At 45.0% G+C, this 26,286-nt stretch carries 22 protein-coding genes; 15 read left to right on the top strand and 7 right to left on the bottom strand.

All coding sequences use genetic code 11. The features are described from left to right. Window positions 1-8: 8 nt before the first annotated feature. The 3 genes from A5877_RS11005 to A5877_RS11015 all read left to right on the top strand — a co-directional run bounded on the left by A5877_RS11005 (window position 9) and on the right by A5877_RS11015 (window position 1,472). Window positions 9-260, top strand: a complete 252-nt coding sequence (locus A5877_RS11005) for a hypothetical protein (RefSeq protein ID WP_061053678.1) — start codon at window positions 9-11, stop codon at window positions 258-260. A 17-nt stretch (window positions 261-277) separates the two neighbouring features. Further along, the gene (locus tag A5877_RS11010; RefSeq protein WP_061053679.1) at window positions 278-1,030 is read left to right on the top strand and encodes a class II aldolase/adducin family protein; all 753 of its coding nucleotides are present in this window, start codon (window positions 278-280) and stop codon (window positions 1,028-1,030) included. Window positions 1,031-1,244: 214 nt separating this feature from the next. Further along, complete coding sequence (locus A5877_RS11015) at window positions 1,245-1,472, top strand: hypothetical protein (RefSeq protein WP_254907472.1); 228 nt, start codon at window positions 1,245-1,247, stop codon at window positions 1,470-1,472. Window positions 1,473-1,527: 55 nt separating this feature from the next. Here the strand turns inward: A5877_RS11015 and A5877_RS11020 are convergent, their stop codons facing one another. Next, window positions 1,528-2,388 carry an AAA family ATPase gene (locus A5877_RS11020; RefSeq protein ID WP_016611423.1) on the bottom strand — a complete coding sequence of 287 codons (861 nt, stop codon included), beginning with the start codon at window positions 2,386-2,388 and terminating at the stop codon, window positions 1,528-1,530. A 312-nt stretch (window positions 2,389-2,700) separates the two neighbouring features. Here A5877_RS11020 and A5877_RS11025 point away from each other — a divergent pair, with 312 nt between their 5' ends. Next, a complete protein-coding gene (locus A5877_RS11025) occupies window positions 2,701-3,078 on the top strand; it encodes a DUF1033 family protein (RefSeq protein WP_005227251.1) in 378 nt (125 codons plus the stop codon). Then, window positions 3,011-5,083, top strand: coding sequence for a DNA topoisomerase III (locus tag A5877_RS11030; protein WP_034872068.1), 2,073 nt, complete (start codon window positions 3,011-3,013; stop codon window positions 5,081-5,083). The genes A5877_RS11025 and A5877_RS11030 overlap by 68 nt, the downstream gene beginning before the upstream one ends. A gap of 77 nt (window positions 5,084-5,160) precedes the next feature. Here A5877_RS11030 and A5877_RS11035 read toward each other — a convergent pair whose 3' ends face one another. The 3 genes from A5877_RS11035 to A5877_RS11045 are packed head-to-tail and all read right to left on the bottom strand — an operon-like array spanning window position 5,161 to window position 9,155. Then, the gene (locus A5877_RS11035; RefSeq protein WP_016611421.1) at window positions 5,161-6,714 is read right to left on the bottom strand and encodes a response regulator; all 1,554 of its coding nucleotides are present in this window, start codon (window positions 6,712-6,714) and stop codon (window positions 5,161-5,163) included. Next, window positions 6,692-8,140, bottom strand: coding sequence for a sensor histidine kinase (locus tag A5877_RS11040; RefSeq protein ID WP_042890172.1), 1,449 nt, complete (start codon window positions 8,138-8,140; stop codon window positions 6,692-6,694). Before A5877_RS11040 ends, A5877_RS11035 begins: the two co-directional genes overlap by 23 nt. Before the next feature lie 10 nt (window positions 8,141-8,150). After that, window positions 8,151-9,155, bottom strand: coding sequence for an ABC transporter substrate-binding protein (locus A5877_RS11045; protein WP_086316827.1), 1,005 nt, complete (start codon window positions 9,153-9,155; stop codon window positions 8,151-8,153). Window positions 9,156-9,387: 232 nt separating this feature from the next. Between A5877_RS11045 and chvE the strand changes: the two genes are divergently transcribed. The 5 genes from chvE (at window position 9,388) to A5877_RS11070 (ending at window position 15,451) form a co-directional block, all read left to right on the top strand. Further along, the gene (gene chvE, locus A5877_RS11050; protein ID WP_005231478.1) at window positions 9,388-10,488 is read left to right on the top strand and encodes a multiple monosaccharide ABC transporter substrate-binding protein; all 1,101 of its coding nucleotides are present in this window, start codon (window positions 9,388-9,390) and stop codon (window positions 10,486-10,488) included. 146 nt (window positions 10,489-10,634) lie between these two features. After that, window positions 10,635-12,164, top strand: a complete 1,530-nt coding sequence (gene mmsA, locus A5877_RS11055; RefSeq protein ID WP_061053686.1) for a multiple monosaccharide ABC transporter ATP-binding protein — start codon at window positions 10,635-10,637, stop codon at window positions 12,162-12,164. Window position 12,165: 1 nt separating this feature from the next. Further along, window positions 12,166-13,362 carry a multiple monosaccharide ABC transporter permease gene (gene mmsB, locus A5877_RS11060; RefSeq protein ID WP_005227258.1) on the top strand — a complete coding sequence of 399 codons (1,197 nt, stop codon included), beginning with the start codon at window positions 12,166-12,168 and terminating at the stop codon, window positions 13,360-13,362. A gap of 12 nt (window positions 13,363-13,374) precedes the next feature. Further along, window positions 13,375-13,710, top strand: coding sequence for a PTS sugar transporter subunit IIB (locus tag A5877_RS11065; RefSeq protein WP_086299035.1), 336 nt, complete (start codon window positions 13,375-13,377; stop codon window positions 13,708-13,710). A 220-nt stretch (window positions 13,711-13,930) separates the two neighbouring features. Beyond that, window positions 13,931-15,451: an alpha-L-fucosidase gene (locus tag A5877_RS11070; RefSeq protein ID WP_086316828.1), complete on the top strand. Its 1,521-nt coding sequence runs from the start codon at window positions 13,931-13,933 to the stop codon at window positions 15,449-15,451. Between the two features lie 129 nt (window positions 15,452-15,580). Here A5877_RS11070 and A5877_RS11075 read toward each other — a convergent pair whose 3' ends face one another. The 3 genes from A5877_RS11075 to A5877_RS11085 all read right to left on the bottom strand — a co-directional run bounded on the left by A5877_RS11075 (window position 15,581) and on the right by A5877_RS11085 (window position 18,653). Next, complete coding sequence (locus tag A5877_RS11075; RefSeq protein WP_008376142.1) at window positions 15,581-16,690, bottom strand: ABC transporter ATP-binding protein; 1,110 nt, start codon at window positions 16,688-16,690, stop codon at window positions 15,581-15,583. Between the two features lie 107 nt (window positions 16,691-16,797). Next, a complete protein-coding gene (locus A5877_RS11080; RefSeq protein WP_223272959.1) occupies window positions 16,798-17,502 on the bottom strand; it encodes a helix-turn-helix domain-containing protein in 705 nt (234 codons plus the stop codon). 329 nt (window positions 17,503-17,831) lie between these two features. After that, on the bottom strand, window positions 17,832-18,653 hold the full coding sequence (locus A5877_RS11085) for an SHOCT domain-containing protein (RefSeq protein WP_254907473.1): 822 nt from the start codon (window positions 18,651-18,653) through the stop codon (window positions 17,832-17,834). A gap of 215 nt (window positions 18,654-18,868) precedes the next feature. Between A5877_RS11085 and A5877_RS11090 the strand changes: the two genes are divergently transcribed. From A5877_RS11090 to A5877_RS11110, 5 genes are all read left to right on the top strand, one after another. Continuing rightward, window positions 18,869-19,942: a GntR family transcriptional regulator gene (locus tag A5877_RS11090; RefSeq protein ID WP_176273451.1), complete on the top strand. Its 1,074-nt coding sequence runs from the start codon at window positions 18,869-18,871 to the stop codon at window positions 19,940-19,942. A 4-nt stretch (window positions 19,943-19,946) separates the two neighbouring features. Next, entirely contained in the window at window positions 19,947-21,542 is a 1,596-nt protein-coding gene (locus A5877_RS11095) for a xylulokinase (RefSeq protein WP_086316830.1), read from the top strand. A 19-nt stretch (window positions 21,543-21,561) separates the two neighbouring features. Then, entirely contained in the window at window positions 21,562-22,257 is a 696-nt protein-coding gene (locus tag A5877_RS11100) for an L-ribulose-5-phosphate 4-epimerase (protein WP_008376133.1), read from the top strand. A gap of 19 nt (window positions 22,258-22,276) precedes the next feature. Continuing rightward, window positions 22,277-23,701 carry an L-arabinose isomerase gene (gene araA, locus A5877_RS11105; RefSeq protein ID WP_008376130.1) on the top strand — a complete coding sequence of 475 codons (1,425 nt, stop codon included), beginning with the start codon at window positions 22,277-22,279 and terminating at the stop codon, window positions 23,699-23,701. A 196-nt stretch (window positions 23,702-23,897) separates the two neighbouring features. Next, the gene (locus tag A5877_RS11110) at window positions 23,898-26,264 is read left to right on the top strand and encodes a phosphoketolase (protein ID WP_008376128.1); all 2,367 of its coding nucleotides are present in this window, start codon (window positions 23,898-23,900) and stop codon (window positions 26,262-26,264) included. The last annotated feature ends 22 nt before the right edge of the window (window positions 26,265-26,286 follow it).

Raw genomic sequence — 26,286 nt, forward strand, 5'->3', positions numbered from 1 at the left:
CGACAGGAATGGGAAAGAGCGAAAAAATAAAATGGCAATTGCTTCTTTTTCTAGCAATTGGCTGCTATCTCTTAGCTTTGGTGACACAACAGTACCTATTTAATGTCGTAGCGATTGGTCTAGCAGTCTGTGTATACAAATATGGCAGTCCAGTACTTTTTAAAGAATACGATGAACGGAAAAAGAAAAAAGAGGAAGAAGCAGCTAAAGTAAGGGGAGCTGTACAAACAATCTTACGCAACAAAACGTTTGAAAAATAAAAAAGGTGGTCTTGAATATGTCAGATGGACGGATGATTTTTGAAAGAGAACGGGAAGATTTAGCACGAATCGTAAAATTGATTTTTACCCGGAAGAATACAAATGTTGCAGGCGGTAATTTTTCTTTTAAAACAACCGATGAAACTGGAAAAGAATACATTATTATGACACCAACTATGATGTCAGAAGCCTATTTAGGAGAGGTCTCACCAGCCCAGATTTTAGTCGTTGAGCCTCATACGAGAACAGTGATTGATGGGGTTGGTCAGCTGACACGAGAAATCAACTTACACGAAGCGGTTTATGATACGAATCCAGCGATAAAAGCAGTCTTACATGCCCATTCTCCTCACTCGATGTTTTGGGCAACCGCTGGATTGGATATGCCTAACTTAACAGAAGCGACCCAAAAAATTGGCTATATTCCTGTACTAGACTTTGAACCTAATTGCTCACCAGAATTAGCAGAATTAGTTTCTGATTACATGAAAAAAGAACAACTCGCCTTACCGAATATGTTGCTCCTCAACAGTCATGGGGTACTGATCAGTGCGCCAGGAGCATCTGGCATCGAAGCAATCCATAAAGCTTTGCAAATACTAGATACCACGGAATGGAATGCGGAAATTGCCTATAAGCAAACGATTTTTCAATCTTTAGGCTTGTTAGATGGTTTTTACTCCAAAGGGAGACAAGTAGGAACACTTGAAGACTTGAAAAAACATACACCGATTTATAATAAAGAAGAAATTTTTGCTGGTGGTGATTAGCCAGCAAGTAATCATCTTTTTCGATTGATAAAAATCCAAGAACATTCGTTTACGAGTTCTTGGATTTTATTTTTTTATTCAAAATATGCTATAATTTAGTCAGAAAATGAATGTTTTTGATGTATTGGCATTTTTGAAAGAAAGGGGGAGGTGCATGAATCGTACAAGAGCCAACCTCATGAAATGAGGGGAGGTTAGTGCCGTAGGGTTGGTAATGCTTCATCAGAATCAGGTCATTTCAAGCCAAATCAACCAACTTGCCTTAGCCGTACTATTTGGTTTAGCAGGGTATTTGCTTGTTTTTAAAAAGTTCTACTTTTTGTCCGCTCAGATTGCGGAGCATTCCGATCAGTATAACCAAGCAGAAGTCAAGTGGGACAAAATTGCGGGAGTGGTCGCCTTCTATATTGCTCTGATCAGTTTGATTTTGGTCTTTGTGTGAGTGTAGCGGAAAAAAATGCCAAAAGAAATCTTTGACGGAAAATGGTTTGCTTTGGTCATGATCGATCATCAAATTCGGCTTGATGTGCTTGAAAAAAGCGGTAATACTGCTGGACATTAGCTAACTGCGTCCACTTCCGAACATCGACAGGTGTTTGATCCAAATCATAGATTTTGGCTTCCTTTAAAGATAAAACGAAAGGACTATGGGTAGCAATAATGAATTGACACTGTTCATAGCGGACAAAATCTTCCAGTAACTGCACCAGTTCCAGCTGACGCTCAGCAGAAAGAGAATTTTCTGGTTCATCTAATAAGTAAAGGCTGTTGGGACGAATCTTTTCTTGAAAGAAGCGAAAGGCACTTTCACCATTGGAATATTCTCGGACATTGTCGATCAAGTGCTTGCGGGTGAATTTGGACTGTGTGTTGGATCGTGCAAGATTGATTTTCTTCAATTCATGGTAATCGTCAAAACCCGTGAAACGAAAGTCTGCATACTTTGCTTGGTAGTATTCTTGGAATACTTCTTCTCGGCGATGATCGATCCCTTGATTCAAGTTTCGAATAGCCAGCATGTAATCAAAGACATCATCGCTGGTCAAAAGTACTTTTTCTTGCGGTTCGTCGATGCTGCCAGTAGTACAGTAGGCTAAGTAGTCCTCGAAAAAATTCGAGCGATTATACGCAGCAAAGCGCTGCGCGTGGATCTTTTCGGCAATCACGTTCAATGCGGTGGTTTTGCCAGAACCATTGCCGCCATATAAGATCGTGACCGGTTCAAAATCGATCTGCTGAAAAAGGCGGGCACTGAGAATCTGAAAAGGGTAGTAAGAATCATAAACGGTTCGTTTGATGGAAAGGAAAAAATCAAACTCGGTCTCTTGATCGGGAAAAGTGATTTGTTCGAGATACATAGGGCACCTCCTGGCAATTTCATGGTTGTCATTATTGTAGCATATCCATCGCAGACAAATTTTTTTTACGAGGTTAAAATAAATCTTGTTTGATATTTTTTTAATCTTTTGATGTTATATTCACAACAGGAAACATCTGTGCTAGACTATAGGGGCATAGAAATGATGTAATCTTAAACAACCGATAAATCGTACAAAAAAAACGAGGGTTTAATGAATTTTTAAAGCAATGTTTAAATGCTGAAACTTATTCCTTGCAAGTTTAAGTAAAAGTGACTAATATGGGGAAGGAATCGTGAAAGGAGCAATGGAATGTATCAAGTAGTAGTCATGTATGGGGACAATGAACCGTGGTGGTTTTTTGAGGGATGGCAGTCAGATATTCAAGAGGCGTTCACATTTGCAACTTTCAGCGAGGCGCAGTCATTTTATGAACAAAAATGGCAAGAAATCAGAGAAGAGTATTCGTACATAAATGCAAAATCAAACTTTATGACGGCTTTTTGGAATGAAGAAGACGAACGCTGGTGCGAAGAATGCGACGATTACCTCCAACAATATATTGGACTGGCATTGCTTAAAGAATATCAGCAAGTCGTCGATGAAAGCAGGAAAGATTTTTATGAAACAACTAATTCTAGCGGAAAAGCCAAGCGTTGCCAAAGACCTCAGCAAAGTTTTGGGCTGTGAGCAAAAACATAAAAATTATTACGAAGGACCCAAGGCGATTGTTACTTGGGCCCTTGGTCATTTATTGGGCTTGAAAATGCCTGAAGATTTAAACAAAGAGTGGGCATCATGGCAGATGGAAACGTTACCGATGATCCCTAAGTCCATCGGGATCAAGCCGTTACCAAAAACCGGTCATCAACTAAAAGCCATCAAACAACTGGCTCAAAGAAAAGATGTCGGGGAAGTCGTGATCGCTACCGATGCGGGAAGAGAAGGGGAGCTAGTCGCTCGCTGGATTTTGGAGTGGGTTCGTTTTGACAAACCAGTCAAACGTTTGTGGATTTCTTCGCAAACCCCTAAAGCCATCAAAGAAGGCTTTGCAAAATTGCAGTCAGCCAAGCACTACGACAATCTTTACTACTCCGCCCTTGCGCGGGCAAAAGCCGACTGGCTGGTAGGGTTGAATGTCACCCGGGCATTGACGGTCAAATATCAAGACAATCTTAGTGCGGGTCGGGTCCAAACCCCTACCTTAGCTTTGGTGCGCAGTCAGGAAATGCAGATCGAGAGTTTCCGTCCGCAAACCTATCATGTGATTACCCTAAACGTAGGCGATGCCAAGGCCCGCCTGCAGCAAAAAAATCCCTATCAACTAAAAGAACGCAGCGACGCCGAAGCATTGGTCAAGCAAATGAGTCAACAAAATGGTCGCGTGACAGCGATCGAAGAAAAGGTCAAAACAGAAAGTGCGCCATTGCCTTATGATTTGACCGAGATCCAACGAGAAGCCAATCAGCGTTATGGATTTTCAGCCAAGAAGACCTTGTCGCTTGTTCAAAGCTTGTATGAAACCCATAAAATCGTCACTTACCCAAGGACGGATTCCAAGTATTTGACTAATGATATGAAGGCAACCATGAAGGAACGCCTGCAGGCAGTTGCGGATTTTGCCCCAGAAGTCAAAGGATACTTGAAAAATGGCGGACAAGTAGTGCAGCAAGCTGTCTTCAATGATAAAAAAGTTACCGATCACCATGCCTTATTGCCAACGGAACAGCGGGCACGTTATGAAAAATTAACTACCGATGAACAACGGATCTATCAAATGATCGTTAGTCGTTTCTTAATGCTCTTTGCGAAACCCCATAAAAAGCAGCAGCAGAAAGTGACCGTGACCTTTGGTTCAGAAACCTTTGTATTCAACCGCAATACCGTGTTAGAAGCGGGGTGGAAAACGACTTCTGAAGAAGAAACCAGTGATGTGGCTTGGCAAAAAGGCAGTACCGTCAAGCCTGAGTTCACCATCCAAAAAGAGTTGACTACACCACCAAAACCGTTGAATGAAGGAACTCTTTTAGGCAAAATGGAAAAACACAGTCTTGGTACGCCGGCAACCCGTGCGGAGATCATTGAAAAGCTGATCAAATCTGAGCTGATGGAGCGGACCCCAAGCGGCTTGCAAGTATCGCCAAAAGGCAAGCAGCTGTTAGTCTTAGTCAATCCATCCTTGGTGACACCAGAATTGACGGAAAAATGGGAGAAGGAACTGGAAGCCATTGCGAAAGGCACCTATTCTGCCCAAACCTTCCTCGCACAAATCGAAGCAGACACAAAACAACTGGTCAAAGAAATCAAGCAAAGCGAAAGCAAGTACCAAGATTTCTCATTGACCCAAAAACGGTGTCCCGAATGCGGCGAACCCTTGCGGGAGAAAAATACCCGTGATGGCAAGATCTATGTTTGCTCCAGTGGGACCTGCAAGTACCGTCGTCGGAAAGACCCGAAAGTTTCAAACCGACGCTGCCCGCAATGCCACCGAAAGATGGAGATCATTGAAGGCAAAAACGGCGCCTATTTCCGCTGTAAATTCGATGGGACCACCGAAAAAATGGCGGATAAAAAGGAACGCAGCAAAAAGCTGTCGAAACACGAAGAACGCCGCTTGATGAACAAAATCAATCAAGAAGAACCGCAAGAAAGCCCATTAGCAGCTGCTTTAAAAGCTGCTATGGAGAAGAAATAACTGAATGAGGTAGAAAATAAAAAAGAGTGAGGACGATTTTGCTGTCTCTCACTCTTTTTTTGTATCCATTCATTCAACTAGGCATTTTTTTGACGGTATTCTTTCGGTGAGATACTTTCTTTCTTCTTGAACAAAAAGGAAAAATAATTTGGGTCATTATAGCCAACATCAAAGGCGATCTCAGATAGCCGTAGATTTGTCGTTAACAGCAGTTCCTTAGCTAAGGTCAATCGTTGCTCGGTCAAGTATTCGATAAACGTAGAATCAGTGGCTTGCGAGAAGATGGTGCTGAAGTGCGCCGGACTCAAATGAACTTTTTCAGCAACTACATTTAAGGAAATATTGGGATCAGAAAAGTGATCACTGATAAAGGCTTTGGCTTGATTGATGACGCTTTGATACTTCGCCATTGCAGGATTGATGGGTTGTTTGGTCAATAGCGGCAACAGTTCTGCCAGAGTCGTTTGATAGTTCTCTGGCTCATGGGTCAATGCCGCTAGATAGTCTAAGTCATGGGCGTGCTGAACGATCTGGGGCAGCGAATGACTGTCTTTTTTCTTCAATAATGCCAGCAATTCGACCAAGACGAACAAACGGTACATTTGCGTTCGCTCAACGGTCCCTTGAGGCGCCATCAATTCATCGGTCAGCTCAGGGATCGTCTGTTTCCCAGCATTTGCCAGTCTTGAAGCAAGATCGGTTTTGAAAGGATTGGTGGGGGACAGTTCCCCTTCTCGAATGTCATCTTCATAGCTGATGATTTTTTCCTTGCGGATGCTGCCATAGGTTTTTAGCATGTCACGAGCTTTCTGATAAGAAAGAGGGATGCCCGAGAAACGATCTGCTATAGGTCCGATCGCCACTGCCACTTCTTCCCCAGAACCATGAACGAGGCTTTGAGCGATCTGATAGGCTTTTTCTAAAACTTGTTCGCGGTCATGGTCAAAAAGTAAAAACTTGATGAAGCGGCTAGACACACTGGAGAACAAGACGGCATCATCTTGCTCATAGGCTTTGGTCAGCTGCTGGCTAAAGCGAGTGTAGTCAGAAAAACTTTGATTGAAGGGGGTTTTTGCTAACAGCACACAAAACTGTTTGCCTGAAAAGCGCCGTCCCAGTTCTTCTGCTTGCAAAAAAGCTTCTGAGATCGTGATCTTTTGTTTAAAAAGATGATTCAGAAAGTGATTTTTTTTGATTTCCATTTCGAATAAATCGTCTTCTTTGGATAATTGCTGATGGGTGGTTTGTTGTTCATCTAAGTGTTGAACGACGGTTTTGATGGCTTGTTCTAATTCTTCGTTTTTGATGGGCTTGAGTAAGTAATCGTCTGCTTGCAGCTGCAGTGCCGTTTTTGCATAGTCAAAATCATCAAAGCCGCTAACAAAAATAATGCGAACTTGCGGCAATAATTTTTTGGCTTCTTTCGCAAAGACCAAGCCATCCATAAACGGCATTTTGATATCGCTGATAATAATATCCGGACGCAGATCAAGGATCGAAGCTAGCGCCAATTCGCCATCGGCGGCTTCATCGCTATAAACGATCGGGTATTGTTTGGCGAGAGTCATGATTTGGTGGCGTAAACTATCGCGAATCAGATGTTCATCTTCAACTATGAACACTTTGTACATGGTTGGGTTCCTCCCTTTTTGGTACTGTGACGTTAATCGTGGTGCCTTCTTGGTATTGACTGTGGATCGTCAGTTGCGCTTCGCTGCCGTAGTTCAGCTGGAGACGGCGATAGACGTTATATAGGCCATAGCCGCTCTCAGAGGCGGGATCAGTGGTTTCTTTAAGGTTACGACGAATCTCCTGCAAACGGTCAGGGTCGATCCCAATGCCGTTGTCACTGATGGTCATTTGAATCTGGTGAGGCAATTCTGACACTGTAATTCGAATCATGCCGACGCGACGGACAAACTTGGTGCCATGATAAACGGCGTTTTCAACTAGGGGCTGCAGGACCATTTTCAAAACCTGCAGTTCTGAACTGACGGTTTGATCTTCGATGGTGTAAGACAGCATCCTACCATAGCGAATCTGCAAAATCTTCAAGTAATCGCCCACATGCCGCAATTCTTTTTCCAAAGGAATCCAGTCTTGCCCTTTGCTTAAGGAGATACGGAAAAAATCCGATAACGCATAGGTCATTTCCGTTGCTTGCTCGTAACGGGCAGCTTCAATCAAAGAAACGATCGCATCTAAACTATTATAGATGAAATGTGGGGTAATCTGGGCTTGTAAGACCCGCACCTCACTTTGGGCTAAGTGATACTGCTTCAAGGCATTTTCTTCCAAGAGCCGGGTCAAGTCATCTGCCATTCGATTCAAGCTACTCGTCAAGGTCCGCAGTTCTGGGGTTTCTGGCAGTTCTGCTCGGTAGCTCAAATGTCCTTGGGATAGTTCGTTGGAAAGATCTAATAACCGATCCAATGGGTCTTGCAGATTGTCCCGAACAAAGCGCCGGTTTTTATTGATGATCGCAAAGATGATCAAAAGCAACACGACTTGAAAAAGGATCAGTAACAATACCGATTGGACTAGTTCGTGATTGGTTTGGCTGGCTAAGCTGATCTCTACCCCGACGAATTGCTGCAAAATATCGGATAGCAAATCGATCACCGAATCCACTTGGATCATGACGTATTGGTTTTTTTCCACCGGCTCATCCTTGAGAATATTGTCGATCAACTGTTGCTGATAGGTTTCTAAAGAATCGAGCGTCCGAAAGGCGACCGCTAAAATATTGAGCTCTTTCGCAGTGCTGGTATTTTCTTGGATGTGTTGCAGGTCGCTCCTCAATTCCTCAATTACATTGGTTTCTTGGACTTGTGCGACGGTTTTTTGGCCAAAGACTAAGTCCCACATCTCCTCCAAGACAATGGCATCGACTTTTTCCGATAGTTGATTGGCTTCTTCAATATTGTTGATGGTATTTTGGTAAATGAAAATCTGCCGCGAGTAAAACACACTGCTTAGTACGAGGGGAATAAAGGCGACGAGGATCATCAGTTTATTCGTCTGTTGAAAGATGCCCTTGATACTTTTTGTTTTCATCTTCATCTCCTCAATAATTTCTCGGTGGAATCTGATCGAAATCCATGTCACTGGAAAAAACTGTTTCATGGACATAGATTTCACGAGGAATGGCATCGGCGCCGCGAGCCAAGTAGCGAGAGATGGCATTTTTGACGAACACCCCGGCATCTGGGTTGCACTCAACGACACAATTGACCACTCCTTGCTTCAATTTATCGATCATTTCTTTTTGAGCATCGATCGATACGATCACTAAATCCTTCCCCGGCTCAATATCGGTTTTTTCTAAGGCTTCTAGGGCACCCAGCGTCATCTCATCATTGTGGCTGAACAAGACATCAATCTGTTCCATTTTGCCTGCTTCGATGTATTGTTCGATGACTTCTTTGCCTTTACGGTGGATGAAATCGCCGTTTAATTCGTCTACGACTTGGATCGTCACATTGTTATGGGCATAATCACGCTTGATGGTTTCTCGGAACCCTTCTGAGCGCAAATACGTCGGGGACGTAGCATCCAGTCCCGTCAATTCTAAAACATTGACTGTTTCGTTCTCATGCTCTTTATAATAATTACTAACGTAGAGACCTGCACGATTGCCCTCGGCTTTGAAGCTTGGCCCGATATGGGTCAAAAATAAAGAGGGATCGCTGACATTGACATGTCGATCTACCACGAAAACGGGAATCCCAGCTTGGGCCGCTTCTTCCAAAATCGGTTCCCAATTGTTTTCCTGAATGGGGGTAAAGACGATGGCATCGACTTGATACACGATAAAATTGCGGATATCTTGGATCTGTCGCTCTTGATTCATATAACCGTTACGATAAAGGACTTCATAGCCTTCCTTCTCTAATTCAGTGCGGATCGATTCCGTATGGCGTTTACGCCAGCTGCTTTCCGTTCCCGACTGGGAAAAACCGATCACGATACTTTCTTCCGATGTTTCAGTGGTTGTTTCTTTGTTTGCTTGGCAACCAGACAAGCAAGCTAGAAACAAACAGACGAACAACCCAATTTTTATATTCCTCATTTTTTTCACCTCTATAGTCTATTCTACTAAAAAATACGGAAGCGCTTTACACAAAATATCAAATCAAATAAAAACCAAGGGAATCTTAAAAAATCCAAGATTCCGAAGAGAAAAGGGGGTAACTGGGCCGTTTTTTCTCAAGAAATCCAAGAAACCTCGAAAAAATCTAAATGTAAGCGATTCCTTAACTAGCTATACTGAATATGTAAGAAAAAGACATGGAGGGATCACAATGAAAGGTACTTTTGGTAAATTGGTCGTCCTAGCATCCACCTTATTGGTTGGCGGATTGTTAGCAGCTTGTGGGAATGGATCAGACAGCGGGGCAAACGGTGATGGAGACAAAGGATTTGTTGGGATCGCGATGCCGACCAAATCGGCAGAACGATGGATCGCAGATGGCGACAATATGGTAGAGGAATTAGAGAAGCTTGGCTATAAAACTGACCTGCAATATGGAGAAGACAAAGTAGAAAACCAAGTGGCACAAATTGAGAACATGATCACCAAAGGCGTTGATACCTTAGTGATCGCCTCGATCGATGGTTCGGCACTGACGGACGTGTTGGAAAAAGCCCATAACGAAGACATCACAGTCATCGCCTATGACCGTTTACTGATGAACTCGGAATACGTCGATTATTATGCCACCTTTGATAATTTTGGGGTCGGCGTGCTGCAAGCGTCTTATATTGAAGACAAATTAGGCCTCAAAGATGGTGAAGGACCATTTAACATTGAATTATTCGGCGGTTCTCCAGATGATAACAATGCACTGATCAATTATAATGGGGTCCTTTCGGTTTTCCAACAATACTTTGACAGCGGACAGCTAGTCGTTCCTTCCGGTCAAACCAACTTCAACCAAATCGCTACCTTGCGTTGGGATGGTTCAACCGCGCAAGCTCGGATGGACAATTTGTTGAGTGCCAACTATACGGATCAAACATTGGATGCTGTTCTTTCACCTTATGATCCAATCAGCCTAGGAATCATCTCATCGCTTAAAGGTGTGGGCTATGGTTCCTCTGATAAACCACTGCCTGTGATCACCGGTCAAGATGCGACGGTGGCAGGAGTGAAATCAATCATCGCGGGCGAACAAACCCAAACGATTTTTAAAGATACACGGGTGTTAGCGAAAAACACGATCGAAATGATCGAAGCCATCACCAATGGCGAGGAAGTGCCGGTCAACGATACTGAAACCTATGATAATGGCGTCAAAGTCGTACCAACCTACTTGTCAAATCCTGTTTCTGTGGATAGCGACAACTACAAAGAAGAATTGATCGATACCGATTACTATACAGAAGAAGAGCTGGGCATTTAAGCAAGGAGTGCAGATCCAGCGAGAAAAGATGCTAGTTTCCCCTCAAGCAGCAGGGAAGAACGAATCATCCCCAGTATTCGTTCTTTCCGCTTTTCTTACAAAGGGAGCGCATCACTTTTACATAAAAAGGAAAAGGGTGAAAGAACATGGCAGATAATATTTTGATGATGAAAGGCATCGTCAAAGAGTTTTCAGGGGTTCGCGCCCTTGATAACGTCAACCTCTCGATCGAGCGAGGAGAGATCCACGCACTGTGTGGAGAAAATGGCGCTGGCAAGTCCACGCTGATGAATGTCTTAAGCGGACTCTATCCTTACGGCAGTTATGATGGAGAGATCTATTATGAAGGGGAGTTATGCAAGTTCAAAGATTTGCGGGACAGCGAGGACAAAGGAATCGTTATTATTCATCAAGAGTTAGCCTTAAGTCCTTACCTGTCGATCAAAGAAAATATTTTTTTAGGAAATGAACAAGCCAAGCACGGCATTATTGATTGGGATCTGACCGAAAAGAAAACGGACAATCTCTTAAAGATCGTTGGCTTAAAATTAGACCCGAATACGCTGGTTTCACAAATCGGTGTCGGGCATCAACAGCTGGTGGAAATTGCCAAAGCATTTTCAAAATCCGTCCGATTGTTGATTTTAGATGAACCAACCGCAGCGTTGAATGAAGAAGAAAGTGCCAATCTGTTAGAGCTGATCAAAGAGTTTCGCAACCAAGGGATCACTTCGATCATCATCTCCCACAAGCTGAATGAAATCGTCAATGTGGCGGATCGCATCACGATTTTACGAGACGGGCAAACGATCGAGACGCTGAGCGGGGCCGAAATCTCTGAAGAGCGTATCATTCGGGGCATGGTTGGGCGAGATTTGACCAATCGCTACCCAGAGCGGAAACCCACTATTGGTGAACCGTTTTTTGAAGTCAAAAATTGGACGGTCCATCATCCAATCGACCATACCCGTGTGGTGAATGAAAATTTGAACTTGATGATCCGCAAAGGAGAGATCATCGGCATCGCCGGTTTGATGGGTGCTGGCCGGACTGAGTTTGCCATGAGTGTCTTCGGTCATTCCTACGGCAGTTCGATTTCGGGGGAAGTCTATAAAGACGGCCAACCGATTTCTGTCAAAGACGTGCCAACCGCCATCAAAAATGGGTTAGCCTATGTGTCGGAAGACAGAAAAGCGCTGGGCTTGAATCTGCTGATGGATATTCGCGAGAACACCACCATCGCTAGTCTTGCCAAAATCAGCCGCCAAGGGGTCATCGATAAAGAAAAAGAAGTCACGATGGCAGAAGAATTCCGCAAAAAAATGCGGACGAAAACCAATTCAATCTATCAAAACGTTGGCAGTTTGAGTGGTGGGAATCAGCAAAAAGTCGTTTTGGCAAAGTGGCTGATGACCACACCAGATATCTTATTTTTAGATGAACCGACCCGCGGGATCGATGTCGGGGCGAAGTACGAAATCTATACGATCATCGAAGAGATGGCAGCAGCTGGCAAAGCCATCTGTATCATCTCCTCGGAGTTACCAGAACTATTAGGCATGTGCGACCGGATCTACACGATGAACGAAGGCCGCTTCACGGGCGAAGTGTTACGGGAAGAGGCCGACCAAGAACGATTGATGAATCTAATGACACTAGAAGAGAGTGGGGTTTGAGATGGAAACAACCAATAAATTAAAAAAAGAACGCAGCCATTCGCTGAAAGAAAAGGCACTGGAAATCTTTAGCAAATACAGTATGATCATTATCTTAGCAGTATTATTGGTGGCCTTTCAGCTCATGACCGACGGAATTTTCTGGCGGCCGCTGAATATCACCAACCTCGTGTTGCAAAACAGTCATATTCTCGTTTTAGCAGCCGGTATGCTTTTGGTCGTCTTGTTAGGACATGTCGATCTATCCGTAGGGTCCGTGATGGCGTTTGTCGGTGCGATTGCAGGCGTCTTGATGGTCAATAACGGCATCAGTCCTTGGCTGGCAGTGCCTCTTTGCTTACTGATGGGGGCAGTGATCGGTGCCTGGCAAGGCTTCTGGGTCGCATATGTCGGTATCCCAGCATTTATCGTGACCTTGTCTGGTTTACTAATGTTTCGAGGATTGACCCAAGTCGTCTTAGGCGGTCAATCATTGGCACCGTTTCCCAAGGCATTCCAACAAATTTCTACTGGGTATTTGCCAGATATTGCAGGCGGTCAGATCCATTTACTTTCCATGATTTTAGGTGTAGTGATCACAGGCATCCTGATTTTAGGCCAATGGCGGACCCGTGAGCGCCGCAAAAAAAATCTTTTTGAAGTGGAATCAATGGCAGCCTTTGCCTTTAAAGCCGTCTTTACTGCGGTTGTATTTCTCGGTGCTACCTACATCTTTGCCTCTTATCAAGGGTATCCGATCATTTTGATCGTCTTAGGGGTGATCGTGGCTGCCTATGGCTTTTTGACTAACAAAACCGTCGCTGGTCGGCAAATCTATGCAACCGGCGGCAACAAAAAAGCAGCCGAACTTTCGGGAATCAAGACGAAGAAAATCACCTTCTGGGTCTTCGTGAACATGGGGATGATGGCAGCTTTGGCGGGCTTGGTTTTAGCGGCTCGGTTGAATGCAGCTACACCGCAAGCGGGAACGTCAATGGAATTAGATGCAATGGCCGCAGTGTATTTCGGCGGTGCTTCTACCTCAGGCGGTATTGGTACTGTGATGGGGGCGATCGTTGGTGGTCTCGTGATGGGTGTCTTAAACAATGGGATGTCGATCTTAGGGGTCGGTGTCGATTGGCAGCAAGCCATCAAAGGGTTGATTTTGCTGCTGGCTGTCGTGTTGGATATCTACAATAAGAAAAAGAAAATTTCGTAGGAGGGCCTGTTTATGGAGGACCAAGCACAAAAGACGATTTTATTGATTTGTACCGCCGGCATCACTACGGGTCTCTTAGTGAAAAACATGCAGCGGGCCGCAGATGAAAAAGGGCTAGCTGTGCATATCTATTCGGCACCAGCCATCATTGCTGAACAGATCCTGCAGCAGCAAACAGTCGATGCTTTGTTGATCGGTCCGCAGTCGAAGTACGAAGTCAATCGATTAAAAGACTTTCTCATGGTCAAAGCGGTGCCATATAAATTAATCAAAGAAACAGATTATGAGCTGTTAGATGGCGAAGCTGTCCTTGCAGACAGCCTGACCCTCTTACAAAACGATCGCTAGGCTCGCGTAAAAAGATGTGTCTTTTAGCGTTTGAATATGTTGTTTAGAGTAGTACCTTGCGAAGCTCCCAAGCAAGTACTACTCTTTTTATTGTGAAGTAGTTTGATCACCTGATAGGGAAGAACCGTCGATTGAATGCTGCTTCGGTCAGTTCTTAAGCTTTGTTTGCCAGTGAGTGGACAGGTGGCGAAAGTACAGTAAAGGCGGCGGATCTTTTCCAATGAGGAAACAGTCAAGAATCGATCTTGTATTTGTTTCCTTAAAGCAGCAAACAACTCATAGAATGGAGGAACAGATTATCGAACCAGCAGAACTTACCCAGATTCGCCCCAGTAAACGACAACTACAGTGGCAGCAGTTGGAATTTTATGGCTTTATCCACTTTGGCCTCAATACGATGACCAATCGTGAATGGGGGCTCGGCAATGAGTCGCCAACGGTATTTTACCCACAAAAGCTAGACTGTCATCAATGGGTTTCCACAATGAAGCAAAGCGGGATGCAGGGAATCATTTTGACCTGCAAACACCATGACGGCTTTTGCTTATGGCCAAGCCAGCACACTGCTTTCACAGTCGCTTCAACGCCCTGGCGCAATGGTCAAGGTGATTTAGTGAAAGAACTTTCTGATGCTTGCCGTCAAGCAGAACTGAAATTCGGCATTTATTTATCGCCATGGGATCAGCATGAAGCTTGTTATGGAATGGGGCAAGCTTATGATGATTTTTATACGGCGCAGTTGACAGAACTTCTAACCAATTATGGTGATATATTCGAAATATGGTTAGATGGGGCCAATGGTGAAGGGCCTAATGGGAAACGCCAAAACTATGATTGGGAACGGTATTATCAAGTGATTCGAGAGCTGCAACCCAATGCAGTGATTGCGGTTTGCGGACCGGATGTCCGTTGGGTAGGAAACGAAGCGGGGCAAACCAGACTTCAAGAATGGAGTGTGGTGCCAGCAGCATTAAAGGATGCTGAAAAAACAGCGAGTCATTCGCAAAAAGCCGATAGCACAGCGATTCGGCAATCGATTTCCAGTATGGAAATGGATTTAGGAAGCCGACAAGCGCTGAAAAAGTACGGCATTAAAGAAGCTGCCGAATTGGCTTGGTACCCTGCTGAGGTCAACTTATCGATTCGCCCCGGCTGGTTTTATCATCCATCAGAAGACCAACAAGTAAAAAGCGGCGCTGAGCTCTGGTCTTTTTACAAGCAGATCGTTGGGGGCAATAGTTCTTTTCTACTTAATGTGCCGCCGATGCCGGATGGTATGATCCATCCAACGGATCAAAAGGCATTGCAGCAATTAGGTCACTCGATTAAACAATTGAAAGAGGTGACGGCTGAAAGGACCGGCACGTTTGCGAGCTCTTCAACCAGTGTGTCCAGCAGAATGGATAAGCTCCAACTATCTCAAGCGTTTGGCCAGTATTGGAAACCGGACTTGGAAGACAAACGGCCATGGCTGACCCTACATTTTGCAGAACCGGTCGTCATCAATTCACTTGTATTGAAGGAAGCGATTCAATATGGGCAACGGGTAGAAAAAGCAAAAATTTTTCTGCAAACTGTAGAAGGACAAAAGTTACTGACCGAAATAGTGACGATCGGCTATCAAAAAATCATCAGCTTTGAAGCGGTCGGCGTGTCTGCTGTCAAAATCGTTTTTACTCAAGTTCGGCAAACACCGATCATTCAAACCATGGTCGCGCGCTATGTGCCTCAGGAAGAATAAAGTAACCCAAAAACAGACAGTCGGCTGACTGTCTGTTTTTGAGGGATACAAATAAGGAATAAAAGTGGATATTAGTTAAATGCGACTGCCTAGGGGGCAAATCCGAGAACAGTGCATGGTAACTACAAATTAAGGAAGTGTGATGACATTTTCTGAATCTTTGTCGAAGAAATGCGCTTTGTTGATGTTGAAAGCTAAATCAACTGTTTCACCTGGACGGTGGAAGTCGCGGGCATCAACTTTCGAGATAAATTCAGTCGCACCTACACGTGTATAAAGCATTGTTTCTGCACCTAATAGTTCAGATACGACCACTTCAGCACGTACAGTTGCTTCAGGAGAAGCTTCCAATGCGATTTGTTCACTGTGGATATCTTCTGGACGAATACCAAAGACTAATTGTTTGCCTTCGTAGCCTTTTTCAACAAGAATCTTATTCTTGCCTTCAGGAATACGTAAATTCAAACTTTGACCATCAGAGATCATACCGTTATTCAACGTAACATTGAAGAAGTTCATTGCTGGTGAACCGATAAAGCCGGCAACGAAAATGTTTTTCGGTGTGTTGTAGACTTCTTTTGGTGAACCGATTTGTTGAATGAAACCATCTTTCATGATAACGATCCGGTCAGCCATGGTCATCGCTTCTGTTTGGTCATGGGTTACATAGATCGTCGTTGTTTCTAAACGTTGGTGTAATTTTGCGATTTCCGCACGCATGGCAACCCGCAATTTCGCATCTAAGTTTGACAACGGCTCATCCATCAAGAAGACTTTGGCATCACGAACGATGGCACGGCCTAAGGCAACCCGTTGACGCTGACCACCTGAAAGGGCAGCAGGTTTACGATCTAAGTATTCTGTCAAACCTAAGATCTCAGCGGCATTTTCTACGCGTTTTTTGATTTCTTCTTTGTCGTATTTACGCAATTTCAAACCAAATGCCATGTTGTTGAAAACAGTCATATGGGGATACAATGCGTAGTTCTGGAAAACCATCGCGATGTCGCGGTCTTTTGGTGCTACATCGTTCATTACTTTTCCACCGATGCTCAATTCGCCTTCAGAAATATCTTCTAAACCAGCGATCATTCGAAGGGTTGTTGATTTTCCGCAACCAGAAGGTCCAACGAAAACGATAAATTCGCGATCCGCGATATCTAAATTAAAATCAGTTACCGAATACGCATCATTATTGTCATATTTTTTGTGGATATTTTTTAAGGCCATTTCTACCATTGGGATTACCTCTTTCCATTTAGTTTACATGAATAGCATAAATGAAAACGCTTCGAATGCGCAACGGAAACCTGCACAAGAAAAAAACGTTTTCTTGTGCAGGTTGTTTAATTGCTCTGATGGGTGAATTGGTCGATCAGTAAATAGCAAAGCAGCAGATCATCCATATTTTTTAAATTTAAACGTGTCAGTGTTTGAAACTTATCGATCTTATATAGGAGAGAATTCCGATGCATAAACAGTTCTTTGGCTGTGGAACTCGCATTGCCTTGATTGCGCCACAGTGATTGAATGATCGTTTCGGTCTCTTCTTCAAACCAATCTAGATACAAGGTACGAAACAAGGAAATATACTCGGAAAAGCCATTGCGAAAAAGAGCGAAGACCACTTTGGGCAGATCCATACTTTTACTGGTAGTTTTCGTTTTTAACTCATTTTTAAACAGGGTAGATTCACTCGTCCATAAGGTAGTGAAGTCGTGGCGTGGGTGATGGAAGGGGCCAACGAACAGCTGGGAATAGCAGTCGAAATCCATATCCAAAGCCACGAATAAGCCGTCGAGATCTTCGATGGGTAAATTAGTGTCGTCTTGTTTTTCTACGATCACCGCATGGTCTTCGGTGAGGAAAAAAAGATCCACCACGCTAGGGAGCATTTGCTGGATCTCTGCGAGCCATTCGGATTGCAAGGAGTCAATGGTTCGGGTGAAATGAACTTGCAGCATTCGGACCCACGTTTGGTCTTGAACGGGCTGATGTTCAAATAAAATCGGATACCATGGATGGTTTCGGTTATCGATTTCTGGTTGCAAAGAGCCGTTTCCCAGTTGGATCAGCAGTTTTTCACTGTCACTTAATTGGTCAGTTGGCAGCCAAATATATTTTTTGCCGAAAGCGATGGATTCGATGTCCTTCGTTGTGGATACTTTGTCATGCAGCGTTGCCTGGGGGAAACGCGCTTTGATGTCATTAAAAGAAAAAATGAGAAAGACCTCCTTTGAGATACTCTACGTATTCTTCATTTAGTATAGCATGTTCTAAAAAAACCGTTCAAAATTTTCCCAGAAAAAAGCACAGCCCTTCACCGAAATCTCTGCCTTTGCATGGCAGGAGGATTGCTTTTTTCCCGAAGCGATGACTTCTATAATCCTAACAGTTGTTTTTTCTTTAAGGCAAATTCTTCTTCAGTCAAAATTCCTTCATCGACCAACATTTTCAGTTCGCGAAGATCAGCAATGACCTGTTCCGTCGGAGTTACAGTTGGTCGCGGGGGCAGTATTGCATGCTCACGGGGGAAGTTAGTGAGATAGCGCTGTATGATCCGAGCAATCAGCAGGTCTTTTTCGGCAAAGCAAAGGGAGTGGTTTGGTTCCGTCCTTCTGCGAGAATGGGTTTCTCTGATTGCCCCGCCGCCAATATACAGTTCCAAGAAGCCATTGCCTTTCCAAAGACCAGATTCGGCAACTTCTTTCAAACTGACACTGGTGATCTGGGGAATCTGCAAAACCTGCTTTTCTTTCTTTTTGTAGTCGATGATCGTGAGCGTATCTTCTGTGATGGCCCAAGCCTCACGATAATGATAAGACAGTAATTTGATTTTACCAGCCTCTTCATCCACGTAACTTTTGGCTGATTGTCCGCCAAGTGCTGCCAAATGATCCGTTAAAAATTCATAGGCTTTTTGGGCATCGATTCGATTGGTGAAATAAAGCAGATGAGAATTACCTGGTACCTGCAGTCGGAGGTAGTCCACTAAGAGACCTTTGCCTATATGTAATTCCACATCGGCAATTTTTGCCATGGGAATCTTTTCATCCGGGATTTTTGGATGGGTGTTGTTTATCCAGACGCCTTTTTTCGTAATGAACCAACGACAGCTGGCATCATGTCTGCGATTCTCTCGATATTTTTTTGAATACAGAATAATGGGTTCCTCGTAGGTTTCATTAGGTGTTCTCGTCAAAATACTTACCTCCTTAAACGTAATAAGTAATATTTTATTCAATTATACAACAAATAGCGTTTTTATTCGTTTTATTCTGATGAAAATAAGGGTATTTTGTCGTTTTCCTTCTTTTCGTTATGGTTTTTTAGAAAAAAATCCCTAGCAGCAATTGACAAGGAAGCGGTTTCTTGGTATCTTAGATGTACGGACAACTTTTGAAAGATGGGGTAAAAATGGCAAATAAGTACGAACAACTAGCGGATATCTTAAGAGAAAAGATCCGCTTAGGCACCTATCAAGAAGGCGATGCGATCCCTTCAGAAGCAACCTTACAGGAAGAATTTCATTATAGCCGCCACACGGTGCGCCAAGCGATCGCTGTTTTGGTCAATGAAGGCTATTTAAGAAAAGAACGGGGCTCAGGCACCTACGTTTCAAAACCTGAGACTGTCAATCATAAAAACCGCAAAACGATTGGGATCATCATGACCTATTTGTCTGATTATATTTTCCCATCGATCATGCGTGGCGTGGAGCAGACATTGCGGGAGCAAGGCTACTCACTGCTTTTAGGCTCAACCAACAATGACCATGAGCAAGAAAGAGCGTGCTTGCAGCAAATGATGGATCAAGGGGTAGACGGGTTGATCGTTGAACCAACTAAGAGCAGCCAATACAACCCGAATCTTGCCTATTATGTCGCACTCCAAGAAGCTGGGATTCCTCTCGTCATGATCAATGCCTATTACGAAGAACTAGACTTGCCGCATATTTGTGTCAACGATACACGTTCTGGGTTTTTAGCAACCAATTATCTATTAGAACAACAGCATCAGCAGTTGATGATGATCACGAAAATCGATGACTTACAAGGGAAATATCGGATGAAAGGGTTTGTCAAAGCGTTGACCCAAGCCAAGCGGACGTTTGCAGCAGAAGACGTCTTGACGTATACGACGGAGACGAAAGAAGCCGTTATTGAACAAGCGATCCAGCGCTTGACGGCTGCCGATAATCAAGTCACAGGCATCGTTTGTTACAACGATGAGATCGCGCATCGTTTGATTCAAGCATTGACGGCTGCTGGGAGGAACGTTCCTACTGATTTTTCGATCGTAGGAAACGATGACTCGCCCCTTAGCACCTTGTCCACACCGACGATCACCACACTGACTCACCCGAAAGAAGCGATGGGGGAATTGGCTGCACAATGGATCACTACAGGGAAGGCAACAGAAGCACAACGCTTTTATTTTGAACCAGAGCTGATCGTTCGCGGTTCAGTCAATAACCAAAAAGGAGAGTAAGAAGATGACGCAACAAGTAAGGCAAGCAATTATTGACGGGCGCACGTCTCTTGGGATCGAGCTAGGCTCGACACGGATCAAAGCCGTCTTGATCGATGAACAGTTTCAGACGATCGCTTCCGGCAGTTTTGAATGGGAAAATCAATTGGAGCAAGGGATTTGGACCTACTCGCTAGAAGCGATTTGGCAAGGACTGCAAGCCAGCTACCAAGAGTTGGCGCACAATATCCAGCAGCAATTTGAGGTACCTTTGACGACGATCGGCAGTATCGGTTTTTCTGCAATGATGCACGGCTATATGGCTTTTGATCAGCAAGGCACGCTGTTGGTCCCTTTTCGGACATGGCGCAATGCGATCACGGAAGAAGCAGAAAAAGCCTTGACGGCATTGTTCCAATACAACATCCCGCAGCGTTGGAGTATCGCGCATTTGTATCAAGCGATTTTGAATCAAGAAGCCCACGTCCCAGAGGTTGCTTTTTTCACTACCTTAGCCGGCTATGTCCATTGGCAGCTGACAGGGGAAAAAGTTATCGGAATCGGCGATGCATCAGGGATGTTCCCAATCGACAGTACGACAAAAAACTATGATGCGAATATGCTGCAGCAATTTGATGCACAAATCAGCAGTCTGGGGTATCCTTGGCAGATCAAAGACATTTTGCCACAAGTGTTGACAGCAGGCGAACCAGCCGGTACATTGACGGCAGAAGGCGCAAAAAAACTCGACCCAACCGGTACCTTGCAAGCCGGCATCCCGTTATGTCCGCCAGAAGGCGATGCGGGCACTGGCATGGTTGCCACGAATAGTGTGGCACAGCGAAGCGGGAATGTTTCAGCCGGGACGTCGGCTTTTGCCATGATCGTTTTAGAAGAACCCTTAACGCAAGTGTATCCAGAGATCGATTTGGTCACGACGCCTTCTGGTGATTTGGTGGGGATGGTCCATACGAATAACTGTACCTCGGAGATCAATGCCTGGGTCAAACTTTTCCGCGAATTTGCCGACGCAGCTGGAATGAAACTCTCCACGGAAGAATTGTTTGCGACCTTGTTCAACGAAGCATTGAAAGGGGATTCAGACTGTGGTGGGCTGCTCTCTTATGGCTATTATTCTGGTGAAAATATCACCAAGATCCCTGAAGGACGGCCGCTTTTCGTCCGATCGCCAGAGAGTTCTTTTACTTTAGCAAATTTCATGCGCTTACATCTGTTTAGTGCCTTTGGTGCGATGAAGATCGGGATGAAGATTCTGGAAGCCGAAGACGTCGCCATTGATCGAATCGTTGGTCACGGTGGGATCTTCAAGACGCCAGAAGTTGCCCAACGTGTCTTGGCAGCTGTCATGGAAGCCCCAGTCACGGTCATGGAAACGGCTGGTGAAGGCGGCGCCTGGGGGATCGCCCTTTTAGCAGCATACCTTCGCCGTCACACGCCAGAACAATCCTTGGCCGCATTCTTAGCAGATCAAGTGTTTAAAAATGACCACGGCGTGACGTTAGCCCCAACGGAAGCGGACATTCAGGGATTCACCGTCTTTACCCAACGATACCAAGCAGGGTTGCCGATCGAGCAAGCGGCAATCGATGCATTGATTTAAAAAGAAAGAAGGGAATTTTGTGTTAGAAGGATTAAAAGAAGAAGTCTTTCAAGCCAATTTGGCATTGCCGAAGCAAGGATTGATCAAATACACCTGGGGCAATGTGTCAGCAGTGGATCGCCAACAGCAGTTGTTTGTCATCAAACCTAGCGGTGTTGACTATGAAACCATGCAAGCCAGTGATATGGTGGTTTGTGATTTTGAGGGCAACGTAGTGGAAGGAGCAAAAAATCCTTCCTCCGATACGCCGACGCATGCCGTTTTATACAAAGCATTTCCAGAAATTGGTGGGATCGTCCATACCCATTCTACTTGGGCGACGAGCTGGGCTCAGGCAGGACTCGATCTGCCAGCGATGGGCACGACCCATGCCGATACGTTTTATGGAGCAGTCCCCTGTGCCCGTTTTTTGACGCAAGCCGAGATCGATGAAGGCTATGAAGCACAAACAGGACAGGTGATCGTCGAAACCTTTAAGGAACGCGGCATCACGCCAGAAGAAATTCCTGGTGTCTTGCTTCACGGTCATGGACCGTTTACCTGGGGCAAAACGGCGGATGCGGCGGTGATGAACGCAGTGGTCTTAGAAGAAGTCGCTAAGATGAATTTTATCACGCGCCAGCTCAACAGTTACGCACCCGAATTGCCGCAGCGGGTCTTAGACAAACATTATTTACGCAAACATGGAGAAAATGCCTATTACGGGCAAAAATAACGAAAAAGGAGCAAGTAGAATGTTAGAAATCGGGAAAAAAGAATTTTGGTTCGTCGTAGGATCACAGCACTTATATGGAGAAGAAGCATTACAAGAAGTACGGGATCATGCAGAAGAAATGGTCAAAAGCTTAAATGACAGCTCAAAGCTGCCTTATCCAGTTGTTTTACAAGAACTCGCTGTTACTGCCGATACGATTACGAAAATCATGAAAGAAGTCAACTATCGGGATGAAGTCGCTGGGGTGATCACCTGGATGCACACCTTCTCACCTGCAAAAATGTGGATTCGCGGCACGAAATTATTACAAAAACCATTGCTGCACCTTGCCACTCAATACAATGAACAAATTCCATGGGAAACCATCGATATGGACTTTATGAACTTGAACCAAGCGGCTCATGGTGACCGAGAATACGGATTTATCAATGCCCGTTTGAAAAAGCAAAACAAAATCGTTGTCGGTTATTGGAAAAATGAAGCCATCCAAAAAGAAATTGCTGCTTGGATGGACGTGGCAGTCGGCTACAATGAAAGCTTCCAAATTAAAGTCGCTCGTTTTGGCGACAACATGCGTAACGTTGGGGTGACGGAAGGCGACAAAGTCGAAGCACAGATCCAATTTGGTTGGACCGTTGATTATTTTGGGATCGGCGATTTGGTACAAGTTGTCGATGCGGTGACTGACGAAGAAATCGATGCACTCTTTGAAGGATACAGCCAGCTGTATGATTTCGATTATGGCGATTACGACAAAGAAGAGTGGGCACGTCATGTCAAAGCACAAGCCAAACAAGAAATCGGTCTGCGCCGCTTCCTTGAAGCAGGCGGCTATACGGCATTCACCACGAACTTTGAAGACTTGTATGGTATGCAGCAGTTGCCTGGTTTAGCTGTACAACGCTTGATGGCAGAAGGCTATGGGTTTGCCGGTGAAGGGGACTGGAAAACAGCCGCTATTGACCGTTTGATGAAAATCATGGCTCACAATAAAGCGACTGGCTTTATGGAAGACTACACCTATGAGCTGACACCAGGAAAAGAAGCCATCTTGCAATCCCACATGATGGAAGTCGATCCGGTATTAGCAGCCAGCAAACCAAAAATCGTGGTTTCGCCATTGTCGATGGGGGATCGTGAAGACCCAGCCCGGCTCGTGTTTGACGGCCAAGGCGGCGAAGGTGTCGTGGTTTCGATGGCCGACTTTGGCACTCACTACAAATTATTGATCAATGAAGTCGATGCCTTTGAGCCAACTGAAGAAGCACCAAAACTACCGGTTGCACGAGTAATGTGGACGCCAAAACCAAACTTCCACGATGGCGTCAAACAGTGGATCGAAACAGGCGGTGGCCATCACACCGTTGTCTCACTTGTCCTAAATTCTGATCAGATCGAAACATGGGCGAAACTTGTAGGATTAGAATACGTAACGATCAAATAAGTACCCAATCACAAAAGGAACCGTTGGCGATGCCGGCGGTTTCTTTGCGTTTTTCTTAAGCTTTCTTTCCTTCTGGCTGTAAAGTGCGGACAAGCAAACCCTTGAAAGCACCAGCAATCAGCAAAATTGACTTTTAAATATAGGGGGCATAGACTTTTATGTAAGAGTGGAACAATGGACTAAAAGGAGGAGCACAATGAAGACAACCTACGATACACCAGAGTATTATCAGAAAATGAACGCTTGGTGGCGAGCAGCCAACTACCTTTCCGTTGGTCAGATCTATTTGAAAGACAATCCCTTATTGCGCCGCCCCATCGAAGAAAAAGACTTGAAAGTGAATCCAATTGGTCACTGGGGAACGATCGCCGGACAAAATTTTATTTACACCCATCTCAATCGCGTCATCAATAAGTACGACTTAAACATGTTTTATATCGAAGGACCAGGCCATGGCGGACAAGTCATGGTTGCGAATGCTTATTTAGACGGCAGCTACAGCGAGATCTATCCAAAAGCCACCCAAGACGAAGTAGGGATGAAACATCTATTCAAAACCTTCTCTTTCCCAGGTGGGATCGCTTCTCATGCGGCACCTGAAACGCCAGGTTCGATCCATGAAGGCGGCGAGCTAGGCTATTCCATCGCCCACGCTACCGGAGCTATTTTAGACAATCCCGATGTCATTGCAGCAGTAGTGGTCGGTGATGGTGAAGCCGAAACCGGACCATTAGCGGGCAGCTGGTTTTCAAATACCTTTATCAACCCAGTCAATGATGGCGCAATTTTGCCTATCTTGCATTTGAATGGCGCCAAGATTGCCAATCCAACGATTTTGGCTCGTAAAAGTGACCAAGATCTCACGAAATATTTTGAAGGCATGGGTTGGACCCCTTATTTCGTAGAAGGGGACGATCCAGAAGCCGTTCATCCGCAATTGGCACAGAAGATGGATCAAGCCATCGAACAGATCCACGCGATCCAAGCAGAAGCCCGCAAAGGTTCTGCGGAAGAAGCCGCTATGCCTCATTGGCCTGTTTTAATCGTTCGCACACCAAAAGGGTGGACTGGACCGAAAGTCTGGGATGGCGAGCCGATTGAAGGGGGCTTCCGTGCCCACCAAGTGCCGATCCCTGTCAATGCGAAACATATGGAACACGTGGATGCTTTGACGGATTGGCTGCAGTCTTATCGTCCAGAAGAGCTTTTTGACGAAAACGGCCGCATCAACGCTGAGATTCAAGAATTGGCGCCAAAAGGGGAGCAACGGATGGCTGTCAACCCAATCACCAACGGGGGGATCGATCCGCAACCGCTACGCTTGCCAGATTGGCAAGCACATGCCATTGCGATTGAGACACCAGGGGAAACGACGGCCCAAGATATGATGGTCTTTGGGAAATTTGCCCGTGACATCATCAAAGAAAATCCTGACAACTTCCGCATTTTTGGCCCAGATGAAGCCAAATCCAATCGGTTGAACCATGTGTTCGAAGTCACGGACCGCCAATGGTTGGAGCCAAAACATCCTGATTATGATGAATGGCTGTCTTCAGTGGGCCGTGTGATTGATTCACAATTATCAGAACATCAAGCAGAAGGCTTCTTGGAAGGCTATGTGCTGACGGGGCGTCATGGCTTCTTTGCCAGCTACGAGTCATTCCTAAGAGTCGTTGATTCTATGATCACGCAGCACTTCAAATGGTTACGAAAAGCCCATGATCTTGACTGGCGCAACCCGTACCCCTCATTGAATTTGATCGCTTCATCAACGGTCTTCCAACAAGACCATAATGGGTACACCCACCAAGATCCAGGGATCATGACCCATATTGCAGAGAAAAAAGCCGACTTTGTGCGGGTCTACTTGCCAGCCGATGCCAATAGCTTGATGGCTGTCATGGCAGAAACGCTCGCTTCTGAAGAAAAGATCAATCTAGTGGTCTCTTCGAAACACCCACGTCCGCAGTTTTATTCGGCGGATGAAGCGAAAGTGCTTGTCAAAGATGGCTTGAAAGTCATCGACTGGGCATCGACAGATGAAGGACAAGAACCGGACATCGTGATCGCAGCTGCCGGGACGGAACCGAATTTGGAAGCATTAGCTGCTGTTTCCTTGCTGATTGAAGCCTTCCCAGAGTTGAAAGTCCGCTTCATCAATGTGGTCGATCTATTGAAATTGCGTCGTCCAGAAGTCGATCCTCGTGGGTTGAGCGATGAAGCATTCGAAGCCTACTTTACGAAAGACAAACCGATCGTGTTTGCTTTCCACGGGTATGAAGGACTGATTCGCGACATCTTCTTTGGCCGTCGCAACCAACAGCTTCATATTCATGGGTACCGAGAAAATGGCGACATCACGACACCGTTTGATATGCGGATCCTTTCTGAATTGGATCGCTTCCACTTAGCCAAAGACGCCGCCGAATGGGTCTATGGAGAAAAAGCAACGGACTTTGCCAAAAAAATGGCAGACACCGTTGCGTATCACCATGACTTTATTCGAGAAAACGGCTATGATATCGCCGAAGTCGAAGAGTGGGAATGGAAACCATTGCGTTGATTTTTTCTCCATAACACCAACG

The organism is Enterococcus sp. 3C7_DIV0644 (genome assembly GCF_002141235.1).
GTDB classification, from domain to species: domain Bacteria; phylum Bacillota; class Bacilli; order Lactobacillales; family Enterococcaceae; genus Enterococcus_D; species Enterococcus_D entomosocium.